The 20817-nt window shown below is 61.3% G+C and carries 35 protein-coding genes; 30 read left to right on the top strand and 5 right to left on the bottom strand.

The genetic code is table 11. From position 1 onward, the window contains the following. Positions 1-2: 2 nt before the first annotated feature. Positions 3-1193 (top strand): elongation factor Tu, encoded by a 1191-nt coding sequence (gene tuf, locus D1227_RS08110; RefSeq protein ID WP_119376170.1) that lies wholly within the window; start codon positions 3-5, stop codon positions 1191-1193. Between the two features lie 166 nt (positions 1194-1359). On the opposite strand, the gene D1227_RS08105 is transcribed toward tuf, so the two are convergent. Beyond that, the gene (locus D1227_RS08105) at positions 1360-1749 is read right to left on the bottom strand and encodes a cytidine deaminase (protein ID WP_119404463.1); all 390 of its coding nucleotides are present in this window, start codon (positions 1747-1749) and stop codon (positions 1360-1362) included. A 283-nt stretch (positions 1750-2032) separates the two neighbouring features. On the opposite strand from D1227_RS08105, the gene rpsJ reads away from it, so the two are divergent. The 27 genes from rpsJ to rplQ all read left to right on the top strand — a co-directional run bounded on the left by rpsJ (position 2033) and on the right by rplQ (position 16005). Next, positions 2033-2353, top strand: a complete 321-nt coding sequence (gene rpsJ, locus D1227_RS08100) for a 30S ribosomal protein S10 (protein WP_119376172.1) — start codon at positions 2033-2035, stop codon at positions 2351-2353. A gap of 1 nt (position 2354) precedes the next feature. After that, positions 2355-3149, top strand: a complete 795-nt coding sequence (rplC, locus tag D1227_RS08095; protein WP_119404462.1) for a 50S ribosomal protein L3 — start codon at positions 2355-2357, stop codon at positions 3147-3149. Beyond that, entirely contained in the window at positions 3149-3793 is a 645-nt protein-coding gene (rplD, locus tag D1227_RS08090; RefSeq protein WP_119376174.1) for a 50S ribosomal protein L4, read from the top strand. Before rplC ends, rplD begins: the two co-directional genes overlap by 1 nt. Positions 3794-3796: 3 nt before the next feature. Next, positions 3797-4096: a 50S ribosomal protein L23 gene (locus D1227_RS08085; protein WP_119376175.1), complete on the top strand. Its 300-nt coding sequence runs from the start codon at positions 3797-3799 to the stop codon at positions 4094-4096. A gap of 9 nt (positions 4097-4105) precedes the next feature. Beyond that, complete coding sequence (gene rplB / locus D1227_RS08080) at positions 4106-4936, top strand: 50S ribosomal protein L2 (RefSeq protein WP_119404461.1); 831 nt, start codon at positions 4106-4108, stop codon at positions 4934-4936. Positions 4937-4950: 14 nt separating this feature from the next. Beyond that, positions 4951-5229 (top strand): 30S ribosomal protein S19, encoded by a 279-nt coding sequence (rpsS, locus tag D1227_RS08075; RefSeq protein WP_119376177.1) that lies wholly within the window; start codon positions 4951-4953, stop codon positions 5227-5229. 3 nt (positions 5230-5232) lie between these two features. Beyond that, the gene (gene rplV, locus D1227_RS08070; protein ID WP_119376178.1) at positions 5233-5622 is read left to right on the top strand and encodes a 50S ribosomal protein L22; all 390 of its coding nucleotides are present in this window, start codon (positions 5233-5235) and stop codon (positions 5620-5622) included. Beyond that, entirely contained in the window at positions 5622-6356 is a 735-nt protein-coding gene (rpsC, locus tag D1227_RS08065; protein ID WP_119376179.1) for a 30S ribosomal protein S3, read from the top strand. The genes rplV and rpsC overlap by 1 nt, the downstream gene beginning before the upstream one ends. Before the next feature lie 3 nt (positions 6357-6359). Continuing rightward, positions 6360-6776 (top strand): 50S ribosomal protein L16, encoded by a 417-nt coding sequence (gene rplP / locus D1227_RS08060; RefSeq protein ID WP_119376180.1) that lies wholly within the window; start codon positions 6360-6362, stop codon positions 6774-6776. Positions 6777-6778: 2 nt separating this feature from the next. Next, complete coding sequence (rpmC, locus tag D1227_RS08055) at positions 6779-6982, top strand: 50S ribosomal protein L29 (RefSeq protein WP_119376181.1); 204 nt, start codon at positions 6779-6781, stop codon at positions 6980-6982. 10 nt (positions 6983-6992) lie between these two features. Continuing rightward, the gene (gene rpsQ, locus D1227_RS08050; RefSeq protein WP_119376182.1) at positions 6993-7238 is read left to right on the top strand and encodes a 30S ribosomal protein S17; all 246 of its coding nucleotides are present in this window, start codon (positions 6993-6995) and stop codon (positions 7236-7238) included. Further along, complete coding sequence (gene rplN / locus D1227_RS08045) at positions 7235-7603, top strand: 50S ribosomal protein L14 (RefSeq protein WP_119376183.1); 369 nt, start codon at positions 7235-7237, stop codon at positions 7601-7603. The genes rpsQ and rplN overlap by 4 nt, the downstream gene beginning before the upstream one ends. Before the next feature lie 2 nt (positions 7604-7605). Next, complete coding sequence (rplX, locus tag D1227_RS08040; protein ID WP_119376184.1) at positions 7606-7923, top strand: 50S ribosomal protein L24; 318 nt, start codon at positions 7606-7608, stop codon at positions 7921-7923. Further along, complete coding sequence (gene rplE, locus D1227_RS08035) at positions 7916-8470, top strand: 50S ribosomal protein L5 (protein ID WP_119376185.1); 555 nt, start codon at positions 7916-7918, stop codon at positions 8468-8470. The genes rplX and rplE overlap by 8 nt, the downstream gene beginning before the upstream one ends. Before the next feature lie 19 nt (positions 8471-8489). After that, positions 8490-8795, top strand: coding sequence for a 30S ribosomal protein S14 (gene rpsN, locus D1227_RS08030; protein WP_119376186.1), 306 nt, complete (start codon positions 8490-8492; stop codon positions 8793-8795). A gap of 15 nt (positions 8796-8810) precedes the next feature. After that, on the top strand, positions 8811-9206 hold the full coding sequence (gene rpsH, locus D1227_RS08025; RefSeq protein ID WP_119376187.1) for a 30S ribosomal protein S8: 396 nt from the start codon (positions 8811-8813) through the stop codon (positions 9204-9206). Positions 9207-9223: 17 nt separating this feature from the next. After that, positions 9224-9835, top strand: a complete 612-nt coding sequence (rplF, locus tag D1227_RS08020) for a 50S ribosomal protein L6 (protein ID WP_119376188.1) — start codon at positions 9224-9226, stop codon at positions 9833-9835. Between the two features lie 5 nt (positions 9836-9840). Continuing rightward, the gene (rplR, locus tag D1227_RS08015) at positions 9841-10203 is read left to right on the top strand and encodes a 50S ribosomal protein L18 (protein WP_119376189.1); all 363 of its coding nucleotides are present in this window, start codon (positions 9841-9843) and stop codon (positions 10201-10203) included. Between the two features lie 9 nt (positions 10204-10212). Then, positions 10213-10806, top strand: coding sequence for a 30S ribosomal protein S5 (gene rpsE / locus D1227_RS08010; RefSeq protein ID WP_119376190.1), 594 nt, complete (start codon positions 10213-10215; stop codon positions 10804-10806). Positions 10807-10827: 21 nt separating this feature from the next. Further along, entirely contained in the window at positions 10828-11022 is a 195-nt protein-coding gene (rpmD, locus tag D1227_RS08005; RefSeq protein ID WP_119376237.1) for a 50S ribosomal protein L30, read from the top strand. Between the two features lie 43 nt (positions 11023-11065). Continuing rightward, the gene (gene rplO / locus D1227_RS08000; protein WP_119376191.1) at positions 11066-11545 is read left to right on the top strand and encodes a 50S ribosomal protein L15; all 480 of its coding nucleotides are present in this window, start codon (positions 11066-11068) and stop codon (positions 11543-11545) included. 86 nt (positions 11546-11631) lie between these two features. Next, complete coding sequence (gene secY / locus D1227_RS07995; protein WP_199288206.1) at positions 11632-12993, top strand: preprotein translocase subunit SecY; 1362 nt, start codon at positions 11632-11634, stop codon at positions 12991-12993. Further along, a complete protein-coding gene (locus D1227_RS07990) occupies positions 12990-13559 on the top strand; it encodes an adenylate kinase (RefSeq protein WP_119376193.1) in 570 nt (189 codons plus the stop codon). Before secY ends, D1227_RS07990 begins: the two co-directional genes overlap by 4 nt. Before the next feature lie 137 nt (positions 13560-13696). Beyond that, positions 13697-14065, top strand: a complete 369-nt coding sequence (gene rpsM, locus D1227_RS07985) for a 30S ribosomal protein S13 (RefSeq protein ID WP_119376194.1) — start codon at positions 13697-13699, stop codon at positions 14063-14065. An 11-nt stretch (positions 14066-14076) separates the two neighbouring features. Further along, the gene (gene rpsK / locus D1227_RS07980; RefSeq protein ID WP_119376195.1) at positions 14077-14466 is read left to right on the top strand and encodes a 30S ribosomal protein S11; all 390 of its coding nucleotides are present in this window, start codon (positions 14077-14079) and stop codon (positions 14464-14466) included. A gap of 60 nt (positions 14467-14526) precedes the next feature. Beyond that, the gene (locus D1227_RS07975; RefSeq protein WP_119376238.1) at positions 14527-15546 is read left to right on the top strand and encodes a DNA-directed RNA polymerase subunit alpha; all 1020 of its coding nucleotides are present in this window, start codon (positions 14527-14529) and stop codon (positions 15544-15546) included. A 36-nt stretch (positions 15547-15582) separates the two neighbouring features. Further along, positions 15583-16005: a 50S ribosomal protein L17 gene (gene rplQ / locus D1227_RS07970; protein WP_119376196.1), complete on the top strand. Its 423-nt coding sequence runs from the start codon at positions 15583-15585 to the stop codon at positions 16003-16005. Between the two features lie 57 nt (positions 16006-16062). Here the strand turns inward: rplQ and D1227_RS07965 are convergent, their stop codons facing one another. Both D1227_RS07965 and D1227_RS07960 read right to left on the bottom strand, forming a co-directional pair. Then, positions 16063-17271 carry an acyl-CoA dehydrogenase family protein gene (locus tag D1227_RS07965; RefSeq protein WP_119404460.1) on the bottom strand — a complete coding sequence of 403 codons (1209 nt, stop codon included), beginning with the start codon at positions 17269-17271 and terminating at the stop codon, positions 16063-16065. A 95-nt stretch (positions 17272-17366) separates the two neighbouring features. Then, the gene (locus D1227_RS07960; protein WP_119376198.1) at positions 17367-18095 is read right to left on the bottom strand and encodes an alpha/beta fold hydrolase; all 729 of its coding nucleotides are present in this window, start codon (positions 18093-18095) and stop codon (positions 17367-17369) included. 140 nt (positions 18096-18235) lie between these two features. Between D1227_RS07960 and D1227_RS07955 the strand changes: the two genes are divergently transcribed. Both D1227_RS07955 and D1227_RS07950 read left to right on the top strand, forming a co-directional pair. After that, positions 18236-19234 (top strand): NAD(P)H-dependent flavin oxidoreductase, encoded by a 999-nt coding sequence (locus D1227_RS07955; RefSeq protein WP_119376199.1) that lies wholly within the window; start codon positions 18236-18238, stop codon positions 19232-19234. 34 nt (positions 19235-19268) lie between these two features. Then, the gene (locus tag D1227_RS07950; protein ID WP_119404459.1) at positions 19269-19721 is read left to right on the top strand and encodes a hypothetical protein; all 453 of its coding nucleotides are present in this window, start codon (positions 19269-19271) and stop codon (positions 19719-19721) included. A gap of 7 nt (positions 19722-19728) precedes the next feature. Here D1227_RS07950 and rnhA read toward each other — a convergent pair whose 3' ends face one another. After that, positions 19729-20175 carry a ribonuclease HI gene (rnhA, locus tag D1227_RS07945; RefSeq protein ID WP_119376201.1) on the bottom strand — a complete coding sequence of 149 codons (447 nt, stop codon included), beginning with the start codon at positions 20173-20175 and terminating at the stop codon, positions 19729-19731. A 51-nt stretch (positions 20176-20226) separates the two neighbouring features. After that, entirely contained in the window at positions 20227-20817 is a 591-nt protein-coding gene (locus tag D1227_RS07940) for a hypothetical protein (protein WP_119404458.1), read from the bottom strand.

The following is a 20817-nucleotide window of genomic DNA, read 5'->3' as shown; positions in this document are numbered from 1 at the left end:
AAATGGCCAAGGCAAAGTTTGAGCGCAACAAGCCTCACGTGAACATTGGTACGATTGGGCACGTGGACCACGGCAAGACGACGCTGACGGCGGCGATCACGATGACGCTGGCGGAAGTTTATGGTGGTGCGGCGAAGTCCTATGCGGACATCGACAACGCGCCTGAAGAGAAGGCCCGCGGGATCACGATCAACACCGCGCACGTTGAGTATGAGACCGACAAGCGCCACTATGCGCACGTCGACTGCCCCGGCCACGCGGACTATGTGAAGAACATGATCACGGGTGCGGCGCAGATGGACGGCGCGATCCTGGTTGTGAACGCGGCTGACGGCCCGATGCCGCAGACGCGCGAGCACATCCTGCTGGCCCGCCAGGTTGGCGTTCCGGCGCTGGTCGTGTTCCTGAACAAGGTCGACCAGGTCGATGACGAGGAGCTGCTCGAGCTGGTCGAGATGGAAGTTCGCGAACTTCTGTCTTCCTATGACTTCCCGGGCGACGACATTCCGATCATTGCCGGTTCGGCGCTGGCGGCTGTCGAAGGCCGTGACGAAGAGATCGGCAAGAAGAAGATCCTGGAGCTGATGGAAGCGGTCGACGAGTACATCCCGACCCCTGAGCGTCCGCTGGACAAGCCGTTCCTGATGCCGGTCGAGGACGTGTTCTCGATCTCCGGTCGCGGTACGGTTGTGACCGGCCGTGTCGAGACGGGCGTCATCAAGGTTGGCGAGGAAGTCGAGATCGTCGGCATCCGCCCGACGCAGAAGACGACGGTGACCGGTGTGGAGATGTTCCGCAAGCTGCTCGACCAGGGCCAGGCTGGCGACAACATTGGCGCGCTGATCCGCGGTATCGACCGTGAGGGCGTCGAGCGCGGCCAGGTTCTCTGCAAGCCGGGCTCGATCACGCCGCACGCGAAGTTCGAGGCCGAGGCCTACATCCTGACCAAGGAAGAGGGTGGCCGTCACACGCCGTTCTTCACGAACTATCGTCCGCAATTCTACTTCCGGACCACGGACGTGACGGGTGTTGTCACGCTTCCGGCAGACAAGGAAATGGTCCTGCCGGGCGACAACGTGAAGATGGACGTCGAGCTGATCACGCCGATCGCAATGGACCAGGGCCTGCGCTTCGCCATCCGCGAAGGCGGCCGCACCGTCGGCGCCGGCGTCGTCTCGGCGGTCAAGGAATAAGCATCGGACAGGTGCTTGTCGCCCCGCAAGGGGCTGACACAAGACATCAAGGGCCGTTCCTCCGGGAGCGGCCCTTTTTTGTTGATGGGCCATGAGGCTCGTTTCCGGGAATCGGAGGCGCAAATGGGCTCCGATCCAAAAAGCCGAGCCAGAACAGTTTTGGTGACTATTTCAGCTGTGCGGCGCCAAAGGCGGCAGGCAGAAGGTCGGCCATGGTCGTTTCGGTCGTCACGCCATCGGCACCCGCAAGCCTGACCACCACGTCCGGTCCGGCAAATTCGGCCAGTTTCTGGCGGCAGCCGCCGCAGGGGGCGACCGGCGTGTCAGCCTCGGCATACACCAGGACTTCGAAGATTTTCGTATCCCCGGCAGCGACCATGGAGGTGATCGCGCCGCCCTCGGCGCAGATGCCTTCAGGATAGGCCGCATTCTCGACATTGCAGCCGACATGGATGCCGGCCGCCGAGCGGATGGCCGCGCCGACCTTGAAGCCGGAATAGGGCGCATGGGCGTTTTCGCGAACCGCTTTGGCGGCTTCCAGCAACTCGTCTTTCACGGTAAAATCCGCCTCTGCCAGTCCGTGGAACGGCCGTGACCATAGCACCGTTTGAGGTTCAGGCCATCGCGCGCGATCCTGCCGGGTGCAACCCGCTGCAAAGAATCCGTCATGCAGTGTTGACGAGCCCCGAACAATCCCATACACCGCGCCCTTCGAAGGGTCGGCTGTGCCTCTGATCGGCAAACGCTTCCCACCGAACTAGACAATTCAGCCGATTGCGTCCGGGCGCTTCAACGCGTGCGCCTTGGCGCGACATTTCATGTGGACGGGATACCGTACGATGGACAAACAAAATATCCGGATCAGGTTGAAAGCGTTCGACCACCGCGCCCTCGACATGTCGGCGAAAGAGATCGTCTCCACCGCGAAGCGCACCGGCGCTGACGTTCGCGGCCCGATCCCGCTGCCGACCCGTATCGAGCGTTTCACGGTCAACCGCTCGCCTCACATCGACAAGAAGTCCCGCGACCAGTTCGAGATTCGCACGCACAAGCGCATTCTCGACATCGTGGATCCGACCCCGCAAACCGTTGACGCGCTCATGAAGCTCGACCTTTCGGCTGGCGTCGGCATCGAAATCAAACTCGAGGGAGCGCGCTAAGATGGCACTTCCGGCAGAACGCACCGGCGTCATTGCCAAGAAGCTTGGCATGACCCGTATCTTCAACGAAGACGGCCGCCACGTTCCCGTGACGGTTCTTTCGCTTGATGGCTGCCAGGTTGTCGGCCTTCGCACCGATGAGGATCGCGAAGTCTCCGTGAACCGCGGCAAGAAGAAAGAAAAGACCACCGTAACCCGCAATGACGGCTACAAGGCTGTCGTGATGGGTGCCGGTGACGCGAAGGCGAAACGCACCGCCAAGTCGCAGCGCGAAGCGTTTGCGAAGGCGGGCGTTGCCCCGAAGCGCAAGCTGGTCGAGTTCCGCGTCAATGGCGACATGCCTGACGTCGGTGCCGAAGTGCTTGCTGATCACTTCGCGGTTGGCCAGCGTGTCGATATTGCCGGCGTTTCGCTCGGCCGCGGTTTCTCGGGCGCCATGAAGCGCTGGAACTTCGGCGGCCTGCGTGCCTCGCACGGCGTGTCCATCTCCCACCGTGCCCACGGTTCCACTGGCCAATGCCAGGATCCGGGCAAGGTCTTCAAGGGCAAGAAGATGGCTGGCCATTACGGCACCGAGCGCGTCACGATCCAGAACCTGGAAATCGTCCGTACCGATGCCGAACGCGGCCTGATCCTGGTCAAGGGTGCGATCCCCGGCCATGACGGCGCCTATGTTGAAGTTCGCGATGCCGTGAAGAAGGCCCGCCCGGACGATGCGCCGGCCGCTGGCTCCTTCCGTGCCAAGGGTGGCGATGCAAAACCTGCAGACGCCGAGAATGCGGAGGCTGGTGAATAATGGAACTCGCAGTCAAGACACTCGACGGCAAGGCCGCAGGCAAGGCAACGGTTGATCCGGCCATTTTCGGCCTGGAAGACATCCGCTCCGACCTGCTGCACCGCACGGTTCGCTGGCAGCTCGCCAAGCGCCAGGCCGGTACGCACAAGACCCAGTCGCGCGACGAAGTTTCCGTTACGACCAAGAAGTTCATCCGTCAGAAGGGGTCGGGCGGCGCCCGTCACGGTTCGCGCAATGCGCCGATCTTCGTTGGCGGTTCGGTCGCACACGGCCCGCGCGTTCGCAGCCACGCTCACGATCTTCCCAAGAAGATCCGCAAGCTGGCCTTGGCGCATGCCCTGTCGTCCAAGGTCAAGGAAGGCTCGCTCATCGTGCTGAACGAGGCGAAGCTGGACGAAGCCAAGACGAAAGAGCTTTCGGCCAAGTTCAAGGCGCTTGGCGTCGAGAACGCACTGATCATCGGCGGCGCCGAGGTCGATGCGAACTTCGCCAAGGCTGCCCGCAACATCCCGAACATCGATGTCCTGCCGGTCGCTGGCCTTAATGTCTATGACATCCTGCGCCGCAAGCAGCTGGTCATCACCAAGGATGCCCTTGAAGGCATCGGCGCGCGTTTCGACGCGAAGGCCGGGGAAGGGAAGTAAGTCATGGCTGAAGTGAAAGCACAACATTACGACGCGCTCCTGGCGCCGGTGATCACCGAGAAGTCCACACTTCTGTCGGAAGAGAACAAGATCGTTTTCGAGGTTCCGCTGTCCGCCAACAAGAAGGACATCAAGGAAGCTGTTGAGTCGCTGTTCAAGGTCGACGTGACCAAGGTCAACACGATCAAGGTAAAGGGCAAGACCAAGCGCTTCCGCGGCAAGGTCGGCTTCCGCTCCGACTTCAAGAAAGCGATTGTCACCCTGAAGGACGGTCAGTCCGTCGATATCACGACCGGACTGTAGGAGAGCGAGATGGCACTCAAGACTTTCAATCCGACGTCACCCGGCCAGCGCCAGCTGGTCATCGTTGACCGTTCGGAGCTGCACAAGGGTCGCCCCGTCAAGGCGCTGACCGAAGGCCTCACCAAATCTGGCGGCCGCAACAACCGTGGCCGCGTCACGGTTCGCGGTATCGGTGGCGGTGCGAAGCGCCTGTATCGCAAGATCGACTTCAAGCGTAACCGCTGGGACGTTCCGGCGACCGTGGAGCGCCTGGAATACGATCCGAACCGCACGGCATTCATTGCGCTGATCAAGTATGAGGACGGCGACCTGTCCTACATCATCGCGCCGCAACGCCTGGCTGTCGGTGATACGGTCGTCACGTCCAGGACCGCTGACATCAAGCCGGGCAACACCCTGCCGCTGAAGAACATTCCGGTCGGCACAATCGTCCACAATGTCGAGCTGAAGCCTCAGAAGGGCGCCCAGCTCGCGCGTTCGGCCGGCACCTATGTGCAGATCGTTGGTCGCGATGCGGGCTATGCCCAGATCAAGCTGTCCTCCGGCGAGCTTCGCATGGTTCCGGACAGCTGCCTGGCCACCGTCGGCGCCGTGTCCAACCCGGACAACATGAACAGGGTTCTGTCGAAGGCTGGCCGTGCGCGCTACCTCGGCAAGCGCCCGAAAGTCCGCGGTGTTGCGATGAACCCGGTCGACCACCCGCACGGTGGTGGTGAGGGCAAGTCTTCGGGTGGCCGCCACCCGGTTACGCCCTGGGGCAAGAAAACCCGCGGTCCAAAGACCCGCAAGACGAAGGCCTCGGATCGTCTCATCATCCGTCGCCGTAATTCGAAGCGCTAGGGAGCGAAGAGAAGATGCCACGTTCCGTCTGGAAAGGCCCGTTTGTCGATGGCTACCTGCTCAAGAAGGCAGAGAAAGCCCACGCAGCCGAGCGCCGCGAAGTAATCAAGACCTGGTCGCGCCGGTCTACCATCATGCCGCAATTCGTGGGCCTGAACTTTCAGGTGCACAACGGCAACAAGTTCGTGCCGGTCCTCGTCACCGAGGAAATGGTCGGTCACAAGTTCGGCGAGTTTGCGCCGACGCGGACCTATTATGGCCACGGCGCCGACAAGAAAGCGAAGAGGAAGTAAGCCATGGGTAAGGCGAAGAATCCTCCGAAGCAGGCGTCCAACGAGTCGCGCGCAGTGCTGCGCATGTACCGTTCGAGCCCGCAGAAGCTGAACCTCCTGGCTCAGCAGATCCGCGGTCTTCCGGTCCAGCGTGCGATGGACGAGATGAAATTCTCGCGCAAGCGCGCTGCCAAGGACGTGTACAAGGTGCTCTATTCGGCCATGTCGAATGCTGAGAACAATCATGGTCTCGACATTGACAGCCTGGTCGTCGCGGAAGCGCATGTCGGCAAGAACCTGGTCATGAAGCGCATCCGCGCCCGTGCCCGTGGCCGCGCCGCGCGCATCATGAAACCTTTCTCGCAGCTCACCATCGTGCTGCGCGACACATCAGTTGAAGCGGAGGCCGCATAATGGGCCAGAAGATCAATCCCGTCGGTCTGCGTCTCGGTATCAACCGGACCTGGGACAGCCGCTGGTATGCCGATACGGCAGACTATGGCCGTCTTGTCCACGAAGACCTGAAAATCCGCAAGACGATCAAGGACCAGCTGAAGCAGGCCGGTATCTCGCGCATCGTCATCGAGCGTCCGCACAAGAAGTGCATTGTCACGATCCACACCGCCCGTCCGGGCCTTGTGATCGGCAAGAAGGGCGCCGACATCGAAGTGCTTCGCAAGAAGCTGTCGAAGATGACGGAAGATGAGGTTCGCGTGAACCTGGTCGAGATCCGTAAGCCGGAAATCGACGCCACCCTGGTCGCCGAAGACATTGCTCGCCAGCTTGAGCGCCGCGGCTCGTTCCGCCGCGCCATGAAGCGGGCGATCCAGAACTCGATGCGCCTCGGTGCGCTCGGTGTCCGCGTGATGGTTGCTGGCCGCCTTGGCGGTGCAGAAATCGCCCGGACCGAGCAGTATGCCGAAGGTTCGGTGCCGCTGCACACGCTGCGCGCCGACATCGACTACGGTACCGCCGAAGCAGAGACGACCTACGGCATCATCGGTGTGAAGGTCTGGATCTACAAAGGCGAGATCATGGAGCACGACCCGATGGCACAGGACCGCAAGGCCGAAGATTCAGGTCAGGCCCGTGCCCGTTCGACAAACCAGCGCGGCCCGGCTTCCGGTCCGCAAGGTGCAGGAGCGTAAACGATGCTGCAGCCGAAACGCACAAAATACCGCAAGGCTTTCAAGGGCCGGATCAGCAACAAGGCGAAGGGCGGCTATACGCTTTCCTTCGGCAGCTACGGCCTGAAGGCACTCGAGCCGGAGCGCGTCACCGCGCGCCAGATCGAGGCGACCCGCCGTGCCGTGACCCGCGAAATGAAGCGTCAGGGCAAGGTCTGGATCCGCGTGTTCCCGGATACGCCGGTTTCCGCGAAGCCTATCGAAGTCCGCATGGGTAAGGGCAAGGGCTCCGTCGACCGCTGGGTCGCTCGCGTGTCGCCTGGCCGTATCCTGTTCGAGATCGACGGTGTTCCGGACGCTGTGGCTCTGGAGGCTCTGCGCCTCGGCGCCGCCAAGCTGCCGATCAAGACCAAGATCATCAAGCGCATTGAGGGGATCTAGAGATGAGCATCGCTGATTTGCGTTCCAAGAGCACCGACCAGCTGCGCGACCAGCTCAAGCAGCTGAAGAAGGAACAGTTCAACCTCCGTTTCCAGCAGGCCACCGGCCAGCTGGAGAAAACGGCCCGCGTGAAGGAAGTCCGCCGCGAGATCGCGCGCGTGAAGACCCTTCTTGCCGAGCAGGCCAAGACGGAAGCCGAGGCGTAGGAGATAAGATATGCCGAAACGCGTAATGGAAGGCGTCGTGGTTTCCACCAAGCAGGACAAGACGGCTGTGGTCCGTATCGACCGCACCTTCCTGCATCCTGTTCTGAAGAAGATCGTGCGCCGCTCGAAGAAGTATCACGCCCATGACGAGACCAACTCGGCCGTCGAAGGGCAGCGTGTCACCATTCAGGAGTGCCCGCCGCGCTCCAAGCTGAAGACCTGGGAAGTCATTCCGGGCGATGGAGCTGACGCATGATCCAGATGCAATCAAATCTGCGCGTCGCCGACAATTCCGGCGCTCGCCGCGTCCAGTGCATCAAGGTGCTGGGTGGCGCGGGCCGCCGCTATGCGTCGGTTGGCGACATCATCGTGGTCTCGATCAAGGAAGCAATTCCGACCGGCCGCGTGAAGAAGGGCGACGTTCGCCGCGCTGTCGTGGTTCGCGTTGCCAAGGACATTACCCGCCCCGACGGTTCGGTCATCCGGTTCGACACCAATGCTGCTGTGCTGGTGAACAACAATGGCGAACCGATCGGAACCCGGATCTTCGGCCCGGTTCCGCGCGAGCTTCGCGCGAAGAACCACATGAAGATCGTCTCACTGGCTCCGGAGGTGCTGTAACCATGGCTGCCAAGGTGAAAAAAGGTGACCGTGTCGTCGTCACGGCCGGCCGGAACAAGGGCGCCAAGGGCGAAGTCCTGAAGGTGATCCCGGCTGAGAACCGTGTCGTCGTTCAGGGTGTGAATGTCGTGAAGCGTCACCAGAAGCCGGGTCAGATGGACCCGGGTGGTATCAAGACGTTCGAAGCGCCGATCCATGTCTCCAACGTGGCGATCATGGACCCGCGCGACGGCAAGCCGACCCGCGTCGGTTTCAAGGTAGACGAGCATGGCCGCAAGACGCGCTATGCCAAACGTTCGGGCGAGTCGATCGATGTCTGAGAATTATGAACCCCGCCTCAAGGCGAAGTACAAGAAAGAGATCCGCGAGAAGCTGCAGGAGGAGTTCAAATACTCCAACGAGATGCAGGTTCCCAAGCTCGACAAGGTCGTGATCAACATGGGTGTTGGCGAAGCTGTCGCTGACTCCAAGAAGATCAAGACGGCCCTGGCCGAGCTGGAGAAGATCTCCGGCCAGAAGCCTGTGCCGACCAAGGCCCGCAAGTCGATCGCCGGCTTCAAGCTGCGCGAAGGCATGATCATCGGTGCCAAGGTCACGCTTCGCCGCGATCGCATGTATGAGTTCCTCGATCGTCTGACCACGATGGCCCTGCCGCGTGTGAAAGACTTCCGCGGACTGAACGGCAAGAGCTTTGACGGCCGTGGCAACTACGCCATGGGTCTGAAAGAGCAGATCGTCTTCCCGGAAATCAACTATGACGACATCGAAGACATTCGCGGTATGGACATCATTGTCTGCACCACCGCCAAAACGAACGAAGAAGCCAAGGCGCTGCTTGCGCATTGTGGCTTCCCGTTCCGGAACTAGCGCTTGAGGACGAATTGTAATGGCTAAGAAAAGCGCAATTGAAAAGAATGAAAAGCGTCGCCGGATGGTCGCGAAATACGCGGCACGCCGGGCGAAGCTGAAGGCTGCGGCCATGGACGAGGACCGTCCGCTGGAAGAGCGCTTCCAGGCCCGCCTTAAGCTGGCTGAACTACCGCGCAATTCGGCTCCGAGCCGGATCCGCAACCGTTGCGAGGTTACCGGGCGTCCGCGCGGCTACTATCGCAAGATGAAGATGTCGCGCATTGCGCTTCGTGAACTTGGCTCGCTCGGCATGGTGCCGGGCCTCGTGAAGTCCAGCTGGTAGGAAAGGAGGACCAGGATGAACATCTCAGATCCCCTTGGCGATCTCCTGACCCGTATCCGCAATGCGCAGATGCGTGGCATGACGAAAGTCGTCTCGCCTTCGTCGAAACTGCGCATTCGAGTACTCGATGTGCTGCAGAGCGAGGGCTTCATCCGTGGCTACACGGAAGTCGAGAAGGACGGCCATCGCAATGTCGAGATTGAGCTGAAATATTTTGACGGTGCACCGGTCATTTCAGAGATCCGCCGGGTCTCGAAACCAGGCCGCCGTGTCTACTCGTCGGTGAATGATCTGCCACTGGTCCGCAACGGACTGGGTATTTCCATTCTCTCCACGTCCAAGGGTGTCATCTCCGACGCCGTTGCCCGTACTGAGAATGTCGGCGGTGAAATTCTCTGCCGGGTATTCTAGGACGAGGATGAACTGACATGTCCCGTATTGGAAAACTCCCGATCCCGGTCCCGAACGGCACGACAGTGACCGTCGAGGGCAACCAGGTTAAGGCGAAGGGCCCGAAGGGTGAGCTCGCTATCGTTGTCTCCGAGCTGGTTACGGCCAAGCTCGAAGATGGCGAAGTGTCGATCATGCCGCGCGAGAACTTCGTCAAGGAAGCCAATGAGCGTATCAAGGCGAACGAAGCCAAAGGTCGCAAGAAGATGACCTTTGCCGAAGCGCTTGACCCGAAAGTGCGGACCCAGTGGGGCACCGCGCGGGCCAACGCAGCGAATGTCGTCGAAGGTGCAACCAACGGTTTCACCAAGTCGCTCGAGCTCGTCGGCGTCGGTTATCGTGCGCAGATGCAGGGCAACGACCTGAAGCTGTCGCTCGGCTATTCGCATGACGTGATCTTCAAGGCTCCGGACGGCATCAAGATCGAGACGCCGAAGCCGACCGAGATCATCGTGTCCGGCGCGGACCGTCAGGCTGTCGGCCAGGCTGCCGCCGAGATCCGTCAATTCCGCAAGCCCGAGCCTTTCAAGGGCAAGGGTGTCCGTTATGCCGGCGAATATGTCCGTCGCAAGGAAGGCAAGAAGAAGTAATCGCCATGAAGACGACACGCGAAAAGACACTCCGCCGCGCCCAGCGCGTCCGGTCCAAGCTCCGCAAGATTGCCGATGGCAAGCCGCGCCTTTCGGTTGCGCGCTCGCACAAGAATATCTCGGCGCAGATCATCGATGACGAGAACGGCGTTACGGTCGCTTCCGCTTCGACGCTCGAAAAGGACCTGCGCGGCAAGCTGAAGTCGACCAGCGACACGGCTGCCGCCCAGAAGATCGGCGAGCTGATCGCCGAGCGCGCCAAGAAAGCCGGTGTCGAGGACGTTGTCTTCGATCGCGGCGGTTACATGTTCCACGGCCGGGTGAAAGCCCTGGCAGATGCCGCCCGTGAGGGCGGCCTGAAGTTCTAGGAGTCCGATATGGCAGACGAACAGGGCAGAGGTCGCGGCCGCGGACGCGGACGCCGGGATGACCGCCAGGAAGAGCAGAGCGAGATTGTCGACAAGCTGGTTGGGATCAACCGCGTCGCCAAGACCGTGAAGGGCGGCAAGAATTTCGGTTTCGCCGCGCTCGTCGTGGTGGGTGACCAGAAGGGCCGCGCCGGCTTCGGCAAGGGCAAGGCCCGCGAAGTGCCGGAAGCGATCCGCAAGGCGACCGAAGATGCCAAGCGCAACATGGTCCGCGTGCCGCTGCGCGAAGGCCGTACGCTGCACCATGACGGCAAGGGCCGCTGGGGTGCCGGCAAGGTCATCCTGCGCGCAGCGCCTCCCGGTACCGGCGTGATCGCCGGTGGCCCGATGCGCGCCGTTATGGAAGTGCTCGGCATCCAGGACGTTGTCGGCAAGTCGACCGGTTCGTCGAACCCGTACAACATGGTTCGCGCAACCTTCCAGGCGCTCAAGGAACAGGCGAGCCCGCGTTCCGTCGCTTCCAAGCGTGGCCTGAAGGTTCAGGATATCGTTGGCCGCCGCACCGATGGCGCCTCCGAAACCGGCATTTCCGAAACCGCCTGATTTTAGTGAAAGGAACTGATGATGGCGAAGAAGACAGCAGACACGATCAAGCTGCGCCAGACCGGTAGCCCGATCCGCCGCAAGCCGGCCCAGCGCGCAACGCTGGTCGGTCTCGGCCTGAACAAGATTGGCCGCGAAAGCGAGCTGAACGACACCCCGGCCGTGCGTGGCATGATCGCCAAGGTGTCCCACCTTATTGAAGTCGTAGAAGAGTAGGCGTATAGGGGCGACCCTTTCAACGCCAGTCAGGAATAGAGCGATGAAACTCAACGAACTCTCTCCCAATGCGGGCTCGACGCAGAACCGTCACCGCGTTGGCCGTGGCGTCGGCTCCGGCAAGGGCAAGACTGGCGGCCGCGGTGTCAAAGGTCAGAAGGCACGTTCGGGCGTCGCCCTGAACGGGTTCGAAGGCGGCCAGATGCCGGTCTACATGCGTCTGCCGAAGCGCGGCTTTAACGCGCTGAACTCGAAGAACCACGCCTGGGTCAATCTCGGCCGTCTCACCAAGGCGATCGAAGCCGGCAAGCTGAAGGCCGACGACATCACCGAAGAGACGCTGGTTGCGTCCGGCGTTGTCCGCCGCGTCAAGGACGGTATCCGCCTCCTCGCCAAGGGTGAAGCGCCGAAGAAGGCGAACATCACGGTGACCGGTGCCAGCAAGGCTGCGGTCGAAGCGATCGAGAAGGCCGGTGGAAAGGTGACGCTGACGGGACCCGCAGCTGCTGAAAAAGCAGAGTAAGTCGCGGCTTTTTCGTCTACACACCTTCACAAATAGCATTTCGCCGCCAATGTTGGCGGCGATTTCTTTTCCGGGAGGAGGGTCTCTTGGCCACAGCCGCTGAACAAATGGCGCGAAACATGAATTTCGGCACCTTCGCCAAGGCGAAGGACCTTCAGGCCCGAATTCTGTTCACGCTGTTCATTCTCGTTCTTTATCGCCTCGGCACGTTCATTCCTGTGCCTGGCCTCGACGCGGAAGCGTTCTCGCAATACTTCCAGCAACAGTCCGGCGGCATGCTGGGCAGCCTGAACATGTTTGCCGGCGGCGCCGTCGAGCGGATGAGTGTGTTCGCGCTGAACGTGATGCCTTACATCACCGCATCCATCATCGTTCAGATGATGACCAGCGCGGTGCCTTCGCTTGAGAAGCTCAAGAAGGAAGGGGAAGCTGGGCGCAAGCAGATCAACCAGTATACCCGCTACCTGACCGTCGGCTTCGCCTTCTTCCAGGGCTTTGGCATTTCTATGGGGCTTGCCAACTTCGCCCATGAGGGGCTCGCGCCCTGGTTCTTCGTCCTGACCTGTGTGACGACCTTTGTCGGCGGCACCATGTTCCTGATGTGGATGGGTGAGCAGATCACCGCCCGCGGCATCGGTAACGGTATTTCGCTGATCATCTTCGCCGGCATTATTGCGGAGATGCCGAAGGCGATCTTCAACCTGTTTGCCGGTGGCCGCGAGCAGGGGATCAATGTTGTCTTCGTGCTCGCCATCGTGCTGCTCGTCGTGGCGATCCTTCTGTTCATCGTCTTTATCGAACGTTCGCAGCGCCGGATCCTGATCCAGTATCCCAAGCGTCAGGTCGGCAACCAGATGCAGCAAGGGCAGTCTTCCTTCCTGCCGCTGAAGATCAACACATCCGGCGTCATCCCGCCGATCTTCGCGATCGCCATCCTGATGCTTCCGCTGACAGCGGTCGGCCTCGGCGGCGGCAGCACGGTGGACCCGCAGGGCGGCGTGACCGATCCGGGCATCCTGCAATGGCTGGCGCTCCACTTCTCGCCGGGCAGCTGGACCTACATCATCACCTACGGTGTCCTGGTCGCGTTCTTCTGCTTCTTCTACACCTCCATCATGTTCAATCCGGAGGAGACGGCGGACAATCTGCGCAAGTATGGCGGCTTCGTTCCGGGGATTCGTCCGGGCAAGAATACGGCGGCCTATCTCGACTATGTCCTGTCCCGCCTGACGACGATCGGCGCTGTCTATCTCGTCTTTGTCTGTCTCTTGCCAGAAATTCTGAGACGTTACGTACCGGAAATCCCCTTTTACATCGGTGGCACATCGCTTCTAATCGTTGTATCCGTTACGATGGATACAGTGACACAGATCCAGTCCCAGCTGATCGCTCATCAGTATGAAGGGCTGATCAAGAAATCGCGGCTGGGAGGCAAGCGTAGACGATGAACCTGATTTTGTTCGGTCCACCGGCGGCCGGTAAGGGCACGCAGGCCAAGCGGCTTGTCGAGCAGCGCGGCTATGTTCAGCTTTCAACCGGGGACATGCTGCGTGCAGCGCGCGCTTCGGGTTCGGAGCTGGGAAACCGCGTGGCCAGGATCATGGATGAGGGCGGCCTCGTTTCGGACGAGATCGTCATCGACCTGATCGACGAGCAGCTGGAAACGAACAAGTCGGCGGCGGGATTCATCTTCGATGGTTTCCCGCGCACGGTCGGCCAGGCCAAGGCCCTCGACGATCTGCTTGAAAAGCGCGGCTCGAAAGTGGATTGCGTGATCCGTCTGGTCGTCGACGAAACACAGCTGATGGAGCGCGTGACCAAGCGTTTCGCAGAGCAGGGCCGCAAGGACGACAATCCCGAAACCTTCGCGGCGCGGCTCGAGAAATACAACATGGACACCGCTCCGCTGCTGCCGTTCTACGCAGAGCGCGGAATCCTCCGCGAAGTCGACGGAATGGCGAGTATTGAAGAGGTAACAGAAGGCGTCGAACAGGCGCTGAAACAGACCGCATAAAGCCGCAATTCACCAGTTGACGCGGCGATTTGCACGTCTATAACGACGCACTTCGTTAAGAGGTCGGGTTCGCGCGCGCGAGACGTTGGGTTTCGTTTCGCGCCGAGCCCGCTTTCGGCAGTTCAGGAGAGAGGCCCGTGGCCCGTATAGCAGGCGTAAACATTCCGACGAACAAGCGTGTGGAAATCGCGCTTCGTTACATTCACGGCATTGGCCCGGCCAAAGCCCGCGAAATCACCGAGAAGATCGGCATCGAGCCGGCACGCCGCGTGTCGGATCTGACCGATGCGGAAGTGATCCAGATTCGCGAAACGATCGATGCTGACTACATGGTCGAGGGCGACCTCCGCCGTGAAGTTTCGATGAACATCAAGCGCCTGATGGACCTGGGCTGCTATCGTGGCCTTCGCCACCGCAAGCGCCTTCCGGTTCGTGGCCAACGGACCCACACCAATGCCCGCACCCGCAAGGGCCCAGCAAAGCCGATTGCTGGTAAGAAGAAGTAGGATCAGACCGAATGGCTCGTGATACGACCCGCGTTCGCCGCCGTGCCCGCAAGAACATCTCCTCAGGTGTTGTGCATGTGACGTCGAGCTTCAACAATACAATGGTGACCATTACCGACGCGCAGGGAAATGCGATTTCCTGGTCGTCCGCCGGCACGATGGGCTTCAAGGGATCGCGCAAGTCGACCCCTTATGCGGCCCAGGTCGCTGCTGAAGATGCCGCCAAGAAGGCGCAGGAGCATGGTCTCCAGACTGTCGAAGTAAATGTCCGTGGCCCGGGTTCTGGCCGTGAGAGCGCCCTGCGCGCGCTTCAGGCTGCTGGCCTGACGATCACGTCCATCCGTGACACCACCCCGATTCCGCACAATGGATGCCGCCCGCCCAAACGCCGCCGCGTCTAGGCAGCCCGCGACTCCATCAATTCAGCAAGGAGGCCTTGAATGGCCGATACCGCGACCAGTGTGAATGACCGTAACTGGAAAGAACTGATCCGCCCGAACCGTCCGAAGGTCGAGGCGGGCCGGGATCCGCGCCGTCATGCGAAGCTCGTGATCGAGCCGCTTGAGCGCGGTTTTGGTACGACTCTCGGTAACGCGCTTCGCCGCGTGCTCCTGTCCTCGCTTCAGGGCGCTGCCATTACCGGCGTGTCCATTGACGGCGTTGTGCACGAATTCTCGTCCATCCCGGGCGTTCGCGAAGACGTGACCACCATCGTCCTCAACCTCAAGCAGGTCGCCATCGACATGGTTTCGGATACGCCGAAGCGCATGATCCTGAAGGCTGACGGCAAGGGCGAGGTGAAGGCCGGTCAGATCGAGACCTCGGGCGACGTGAAGATCCTCAACCCGGATCTCGTCATCTGCACGCTCGACGACGGCGCTTCGGTCCGCATGGAATTCACGGTTGCGACCGGCAAGGGCTACGTCCCGGCCGACCAGAGCCGTCCGGAAGATGCCCCGATCGGCTTCATCCCGGTCGATGCCATCTACTCGCCGGTTCGCCGCGTAGGCTACACGGTCGAAGACACGCGTGAAGGCACCGTGCTCGACTATGACAAGCTCACGCTGACGGTTGAGACCGACGGTTCGATCACGCCGGAAGACGCCGTGGCTTATGCCGCGCGCATCCTCCAGGACCAGCTTCAGCTCTTCATCACCTTCGACGAGCCGGAAACCGAAACGACGTCCTCGAGCGAGGAAACCGATCTCGGCTTCAACCCGGTTCTTCTCAAGAAGGTCGACGAGCTCGAACTGTCTGTTCGTTCGGCGAACTGCCTGAAGAACGACAACATTGTTTACATTGGTGACCTGATCCAGAAGTCCGAGGCGGAAATGCTCCGTACCCCGAACTTCGGCCGCAAGTCGCTGAACGAGATCAAGGAAGTGCTCGCTGGCATGGGGCTGCACCTCGGCATGGAAGTGCCGGACTGGCCACCGGAAGACATCGAGGCACTTGCCAAGAAATACGACGACCACCTCTAAAAGTCCGCCCGGGAGGGCGCGCAGGAGACCAAGCAAATGGCCCACGCAATTGCACATCGCAAGCTGAACCGCACCTCATCGCACCGCAAGGCGATGTTTGCGAACATGGCCGCTTCGCTCATCGAGCACGAGCAGATCGTGACGACCCTTCCGAAGGCGAAGGAGCTGAAGCCGATCATGGACAAGCTCGTCACGCTCGCGAAGAAGGGTGACCTTTCGGCCCGCCGTCAGGCCATTTCGCAAGTCCGCAACAAGGAAGCGGTCCAGAAGCTCTTCGACGTCTTCGGCGAGCGCTACAAGGACCGCAATGGCGGCTACTGCCGTGTCCTGAAGGCCGGCTTCCGTCATGGCGACAATGCGCCGGTTGCCGTCATCGAGCTGGTTGACCGCGACGAAGACGCCAAGGGCGCAAAGGACCGCGCTCGCCACGAGGCCGAACTCGAGGCGATGGACGAGTAGGTTTCTCGAAGCAATTTAAGATCAGAAAGCCCCGTCAGTGACCTGGCGGGGCTTTTTTTACAGCCCCAGCTGACCCTTGCTGAGGATGTTGCGCTGGATTTCGTTTGAGCCGGCATAGATGGAGCCGGCGCGGTCATTGAGGTATTTGGCCGCCACGGTGACGAGGCTGTCCGGGCCGACAAGACCCTGGTTCGAGCTGTGGTGCGTCACGACCGGGCCGCCCGGGCTGGTATGTTCCGGCTGGAAGGGTTCGACATGGGCGCCGGCAATATCGAGCGCGATTTCGGTGACATGCTGGCTGAGTTCGGTGCCCTTGATCTTCATCATCGAGGCCTTGAGGCCGGGCGTCCCGCCGCCGGCCAGTTCCGACATCATCATCAGCTCTGCCGCCTCCAGGGCACCAGCCTCGATCTCCGCCGCGCTGATCCGGGCATTGAGAGCGGCATCCAGCCGGCCGAGGTCTTTCGCGACACGGCGCAGGGCGCCGAGGCGCTGCAAGAGGCGCGGGCCATAGGACGAGCCGCCGCGCTCGAATTCGAGCAGGTATTTTGCGACCGTCCAGCCCTTGTCGACCTCGCCGACAACATTGGCCTTCGGCACGCGCACATCGTCGAAGAAGACGGCGTTCTGGATATGCTCGCCAGACAGCATGATGATCGGATCGACGCGCACGCCCGGCGTTGTCATGTCGATCAGCAGGAAGGTGATACCCTGCTGCGGCTTGCCCGAGGCATCCGTGCGCACGAGGCAGAACATCATGTTCGCCTCATGGGCATGCGTGGTCCAGATCTTCGAGCCGTTGCAGATGAAGTCGTCACCATCGGCTTCGGCCGACATGGTCAGGGCGGCGAGATCCGAGCCGGCATGCGGCTCGGAATAGCCCTGGCACCAGAAGTCCTCGCCCGACAGGATGCGCGGCAGGTAGTGGGCCTTCTGCGCCTCTGAACCATGGCCGATCAGCGCCGGGCCGCACATGCCGATGCCCATCGGGCTGAGCGGCGGCGCGCCGGATTTCGCCATCTCGATATCGAAGATGTAGTGCTGGGCGACCGACCAGTCGCAGCCGCCATACTCGACGGGCCAGGACGGCGCGGCCCAGCCCTTTTCGACAAGGATGGCCTGCCATTCAAGCGCGACGTCCTTCTGGGCATAGACACTGGTCATGCGGCTCGCATACCGCTTCAGGTCCGGCGTCAGGGCTTCACTTAGAAACGTGCGCACTTCGTCGCGAAAGGATTCTTCGGCCGGGCTGAAAGTCAGGTTCATGGCGAGGGTCCTGTTGCTGGATGACGGATCATCTCATGCAGGCGCGGGGCTGCAAGGCGTGACGCTGCGTCCGCTTCTCCCAAGGGAATGCCCGCTCAGGCCCAGTGTCCCCTGAGCTTCTCTGCCAGCTGGTCGGCCTTCTCGACGACAGACCAGTGCCCGGTATCGGCATGACGGTGCAAAGGCACGCCCAGCGCCTCAGTGAACCGTTCGGCGGTTTCAACCGGGACGAACGGGTCGTCATCACCCCAGAACACCATGCCGCGCTGTGGCAGCCGGTCCATGTCCTGTGTCCACTCTTCGGCAGCATTTCGGGCCGACCGGTAGAGCTTCAGGATGGCTTTGCGCATTTCCGGCGTCCAATGAGAGACTTCCTCCCTGGCCAGGGCTTCCGGCATCCCGGCTTCGGTCAGGGCAGCGGCGAGGCGGTTCTTGCCGGTCATCGCCATGAACATCTCGCCCAGGACCGGCGTCTGCCAGATGCGGGCCGTCCGGTGCCATTTGTACTCTGGCTCGGGCAGGGCATTCGCAACCGCCCAGCTGCGCACCAGGTCCGGCCTCAGCCACGCCGCGCGGATGACGAGCAGCGCGCCCCAGTCATGCCCGACCAGGTCGACCTGTCCGCCTTCGGGGCGATGGGCTTCGATTTCGCTGACCAGCCAGTCAGCATAGGCTTCCTTGGTGCAGTCGAATCCCTCTGGAACGGGCGTGGAAAAGCCCGGCAGGGCAGGGCAGTGTGTCATGGCAGGATCAAGCCCGAGTGCCTCGATCAAAGGGGCCCACATGGCAGGCGTGTCAGGCACGCCATGAACGAAGATTTTCATGTTTTTCTCCTCCCGGTCACAATAGCTTACGCTTGGATCCGCCCCGCCTCAAATACATGGCGTCGAGCTTCCCTACAGGAATGCTTGCGCATTCTGCCGCTGTCTTGGCATTGTGTCTCCAAAGAATGGAGGTACGGACAATGAAAACAGCAATCACGGAGATGTTCGGGATCGAGCATCCGATTGTTCAGGGCGGCATGCACTATGTTGGTTTTGCGGAGATGGCCGCAGCTGTGTCGAATGCCGGCGGGCTGGGGATCATCACGGCCCTCACGCAGAAAACGCCGCAGGACCTCGCCAATGAGATCGCGCGCTGCAAGGACATGACCGACAAGCCGTTCGGGGTGAACATCACCTTCCTGCCATCCACCACGCCGCCCGATTATCCGGGCATCGTGAAGGCGGTCATCGAAGGCGGTGTGAAAGTGGTCGAGACCGCTGGCAATAATCCGCAAGCTGTCCTGCCGCATCTCAAGGATGCCGGCATCAAGGTGATCCACAAGTGCACGGCCGTCCGGCATGCTTTGAAGGCCCAATCCATTGGCTGCGACGCGGTTTCCGTCGATGGCTTCGAATGCGGCGGCCACCCGGGCGAGGACGATGTGCCGAACATGATCCTCCTGCCGCGCGCAGCGGACGAACTGGAAATTCCGTTCGTTTCCTCCGGCGGTCAGGCCGATGGCCGCTCGCTGGTTGCCTCGCTCGCCATGGGCGCTTCGGGCATGAATATGGGCACTCGCTTCATTGCGACGAAGGAGGCCCCGGTCCACCAGAATGTGAAGGACGCCATCGTTGCGGCGAGCGAACTCGACACCCGCCTCGTCATGCGCCCGCTGCGCAACACTGAGCGTGTTCTGAACAATGCCGGCGTTGAGCGCCTGCTCGAGAAGGAGAAGCGGCTCGGCTCCGACATCAAGTTCGAGGACATCATCGAAGAAGTTGCTGGCGTCTATCCGAAGATCATGGTTGAGGGCGATATGGATGCGGGCGCCTGGTCCTGCGGCATGGTCGCTGGTCTCATCCATGATATCCCGACCTGCAAGGAGCTCATCGACCGCATCATGGCCGAAGCGCATGACATCATCGAGAACCGTCTTCGCGGTTTCCTTGGCACGCGCGAGTCTGTACCGGCTGAATAGGCAAAGCCTTGTCAGCAACAGGGAGCTGAAATCCATGACGTCTTATCGAACCGCCGCCTTTCTGGCGGCCGCCATACTTTTACCTGCCGCCTGTACACAGCCAGACCCGGCCGCTAAGGACATCGCGGCCTGCACGGCCATGCTGACCGGCGATGCCGATATCGAGGCCGACCTGTCCGAATACGGTTCCAGCGTCGAAGGCTATTGCGACTGCTATGCCGCAACGCTTGCTGACAAAGGCGAGACGACCCAGGCGACTGTCCGCAAGGTCGTTTCGACGATTGTCGGACTTCGCGAGGATCGAGGCCTCGGCCTTGAAGAGGCCGCCGGGCTGATCGAGGAAGAGGTTGAAGGCCGCACGGAAGAGAAGACGGTTGATATCTCGATGGCCGAGTTCGAGATTGCCGGCGAGTTCGTCGACGGCGTTCGGCGTGATCTGCGCGATAATGAGGGTCAGTGCTCGGTTGTCGCCGGAGAGGCTGGCTGACCGGCCTCTAATCTGTGATCCGGGCCTCGGCGGTACCAAGGCGGGCGAGCTCATCTGCGCGCTCATTGCCTTCGTCGCCGTCGTGGCCCTTCACCCACCGCCACTCGATGTCGTGGCGCTTGCAGGCCTCGTCCAGTTCCTGCCATAGGTCCTTGTTCTTGACTGGCTTTTTCGAGGCGGTCTTCCAGCCATTGCGTTTCCAGCCGTGGATCCACTTGGTGAGGCCGTCCTTCACATAGACAGAATCCGTATGCAGGCGCACCTTTGAGGGCTTCTTCAGCGCGTTGAGCGCTTCGATGGCCGCCATGAGTTCCATGCGGTTATTCGTGGTCTCGGACTCTCCGCCATAGAGTTCCTTGCGGTGATCGCCCCACAACAGAACGGCGCCCCAGCCGCCCGGTCCGGGATTGCCGCTGCAGGCGCCATCAGTCCAGATTTCAATCAGTTTCGACATGGGACGCATCGCTTGCCTCGTTTGCGCCGGGCGTCAAGACATCGCATCCGCCTAGAACACATCCGCAGCAGGCAGGCTCAGCTGTTGTTTCGGCCGGACGATGGCGAGGAAAAGTGAGGCGCATAGCAGGCCCGCGGCACAGCCGATGGCAAGCCCGGTCAGCAAGGCGCCCAGGAAGGCGCCCTGATTTTCCGCCGCGACGCCGAAAATGCCTGTCGGCGCTCCAACCAGCAACGCGCCCCAGATGGCGCCCCAGCGGTAGTAGGGCGCATGTCGGAGAATGCCGCGGCGGGGAAACAGTCCGATCGAGAAGAACAGCATCACCCAGGTTACCGGGATGACGATGTAGAACACGACCCAGTTGAAACCCGCCATCATCACGGCCATGAAGGCGCCGCTCATGAAGTTGCTGCGTTCGCTGAATTCCGCGGCTGGCATGCCGAAGGCAGATGTTGCCGAACTGAAGACGAAAGCTGTGATGGCGGCAATGAGGGCGACGGAGATACTGGCGCAGATGCCACAGAGAAAGCAGGCGAGCAGCACCCGCCGGATTTTCGGCTTCTCATCGGTCAGCGCATAATCCCGGTCAGAAACGGATTCGCCCGACCCTATTGCGGCGCCATTCGGTCCGAACTTGGCCAT

The sequence above is a fragment of the Henriciella mobilis genome, from assembly GCF_003576315.1.
Taxonomy (GTDB): domain Bacteria; phylum Pseudomonadota; class Alphaproteobacteria; order Caulobacterales; family Hyphomonadaceae; genus Henriciella; species Henriciella mobilis.
This window is presented reverse-complemented; position numbering and strand designations above follow the sequence as displayed.

Coding starts and splice junctions, on each gene's coding strand:
- rpsN (WP_119376186.1), top strand. CDS start 8,490: ATGGCTAAGAAAAGCGCAATTGAAAAGAATGAAAAGCGTCGCCGGATG.
- rplN (WP_119376183.1), top strand. CDS start 7,235: ATGATCCAGATGCAATCAAATCTGCGCGTCGCCGACAATTCCGGCGCT.
- rplO (WP_119376191.1), top strand. CDS start 11,066: ATGAAACTCAACGAACTCTCTCCCAATGCGGGCTCGACGCAGAACCGT.
- rnhA (WP_119376201.1), bottom strand. CDS start 20,175: ATGTCGAAACTGATTGAAATCTGGACTGATGGCGCCTGCAGCGGCAAT.
- rplF (WP_119376188.1), top strand. CDS start 9,224: ATGTCCCGTATTGGAAAACTCCCGATCCCGGTCCCGAACGGCACGACA.
- rpmD (WP_119376237.1), top strand. CDS start 10,828: ATGGCGAAGAAGACAGCAGACACGATCAAGCTGCGCCAGACCGGTAGC.
- rpsJ (WP_119376172.1), top strand. CDS start 2,033: ATGGACAAACAAAATATCCGGATCAGGTTGAAAGCGTTCGACCACCGC.
- rpsK (WP_119376195.1), top strand. CDS start 14,077: ATGGCTCGTGATACGACCCGCGTTCGCCGCCGTGCCCGCAAGAACATC.
- D1227_RS08085 (WP_119376175.1), top strand. CDS start 3,797: ATGGCTGAAGTGAAAGCACAACATTACGACGCGCTCCTGGCGCCGGTG.
- rpsC (WP_119376179.1), top strand. CDS start 5,622: ATGGGCCAGAAGATCAATCCCGTCGGTCTGCGTCTCGGTATCAACCGG.
- rplX (WP_119376184.1), top strand. CDS start 7,606: ATGGCTGCCAAGGTGAAAAAAGGTGACCGTGTCGTCGTCACGGCCGGC.
- rpsS (WP_119376177.1), top strand. CDS start 4,951: ATGCCACGTTCCGTCTGGAAAGGCCCGTTTGTCGATGGCTACCTGCTC.
- rplC (WP_119404462.1), top strand. CDS start 2,355: ATGGCACTTCCGGCAGAACGCACCGGCGTCATTGCCAAGAAGCTTGGC.
- D1227_RS07965 (WP_119404460.1), bottom strand. CDS start 17,271: ATGAACCTGACTTTCAGCCCGGCCGAAGAATCCTTTCGCGACGAAGTG.
- D1227_RS07960 (WP_119376198.1), bottom strand. CDS start 18,095: ATGAAAATCTTCGTTCATGGCGTGCCTGACACGCCTGCCATGTGGGCC.
- rplV (WP_119376178.1), top strand. CDS start 5,233: ATGGGTAAGGCGAAGAATCCTCCGAAGCAGGCGTCCAACGAGTCGCGC.
- D1227_RS07955 (WP_119376199.1), top strand. CDS start 18,236: ATGAAAACAGCAATCACGGAGATGTTCGGGATCGAGCATCCGATTGTT.
- rplE (WP_119376185.1), top strand. CDS start 7,916: ATGTCTGAGAATTATGAACCCCGCCTCAAGGCGAAGTACAAGAAAGAG.
- rplP (WP_119376180.1), top strand. CDS start 6,360: ATGCTGCAGCCGAAACGCACAAAATACCGCAAGGCTTTCAAGGGCCGG.
- D1227_RS07950 (WP_119404459.1), top strand. CDS start 19,269: ATGACGTCTTATCGAACCGCCGCCTTTCTGGCGGCCGCCATACTTTTA.
- rpmC (WP_119376181.1), top strand. CDS start 6,779: ATGAGCATCGCTGATTTGCGTTCCAAGAGCACCGACCAGCTGCGCGAC.
- rplQ (WP_119376196.1), top strand. CDS start 15,583: ATGGCCCACGCAATTGCACATCGCAAGCTGAACCGCACCTCATCGCAC.
- tuf (WP_119376170.1), top strand. CDS start 3: ATGGCCAAGGCAAAGTTTGAGCGCAACAAGCCTCACGTGAACATTGGT.
- rplB (WP_119404461.1), top strand. CDS start 4,106: ATGGCACTCAAGACTTTCAATCCGACGTCACCCGGCCAGCGCCAGCTG.
- D1227_RS07990 (WP_119376193.1), top strand. CDS start 12,990: ATGAACCTGATTTTGTTCGGTCCACCGGCGGCCGGTAAGGGCACGCAG.
- rplR (WP_119376189.1), top strand. CDS start 9,841: ATGAAGACGACACGCGAAAAGACACTCCGCCGCGCCCAGCGCGTCCGG.
- rpsH (WP_119376187.1), top strand. CDS start 8,811: ATGAACATCTCAGATCCCCTTGGCGATCTCCTGACCCGTATCCGCAAT.
- rpsE (WP_119376190.1), top strand. CDS start 10,213: ATGGCAGACGAACAGGGCAGAGGTCGCGGCCGCGGACGCGGACGCCGG.
- D1227_RS07940 (WP_119404458.1), bottom strand. CDS start 20,817: ATGGCCAAGTTCGGACCGAATGGCGCCGCAATAGGGTCGGGCGAATCC.
- rpsQ (WP_119376182.1), top strand. CDS start 6,993: ATGCCGAAACGCGTAATGGAAGGCGTCGTGGTTTCCACCAAGCAGGAC.
- rplD (WP_119376174.1), top strand. CDS start 3,149: ATGGAACTCGCAGTCAAGACACTCGACGGCAAGGCCGCAGGCAAGGCA.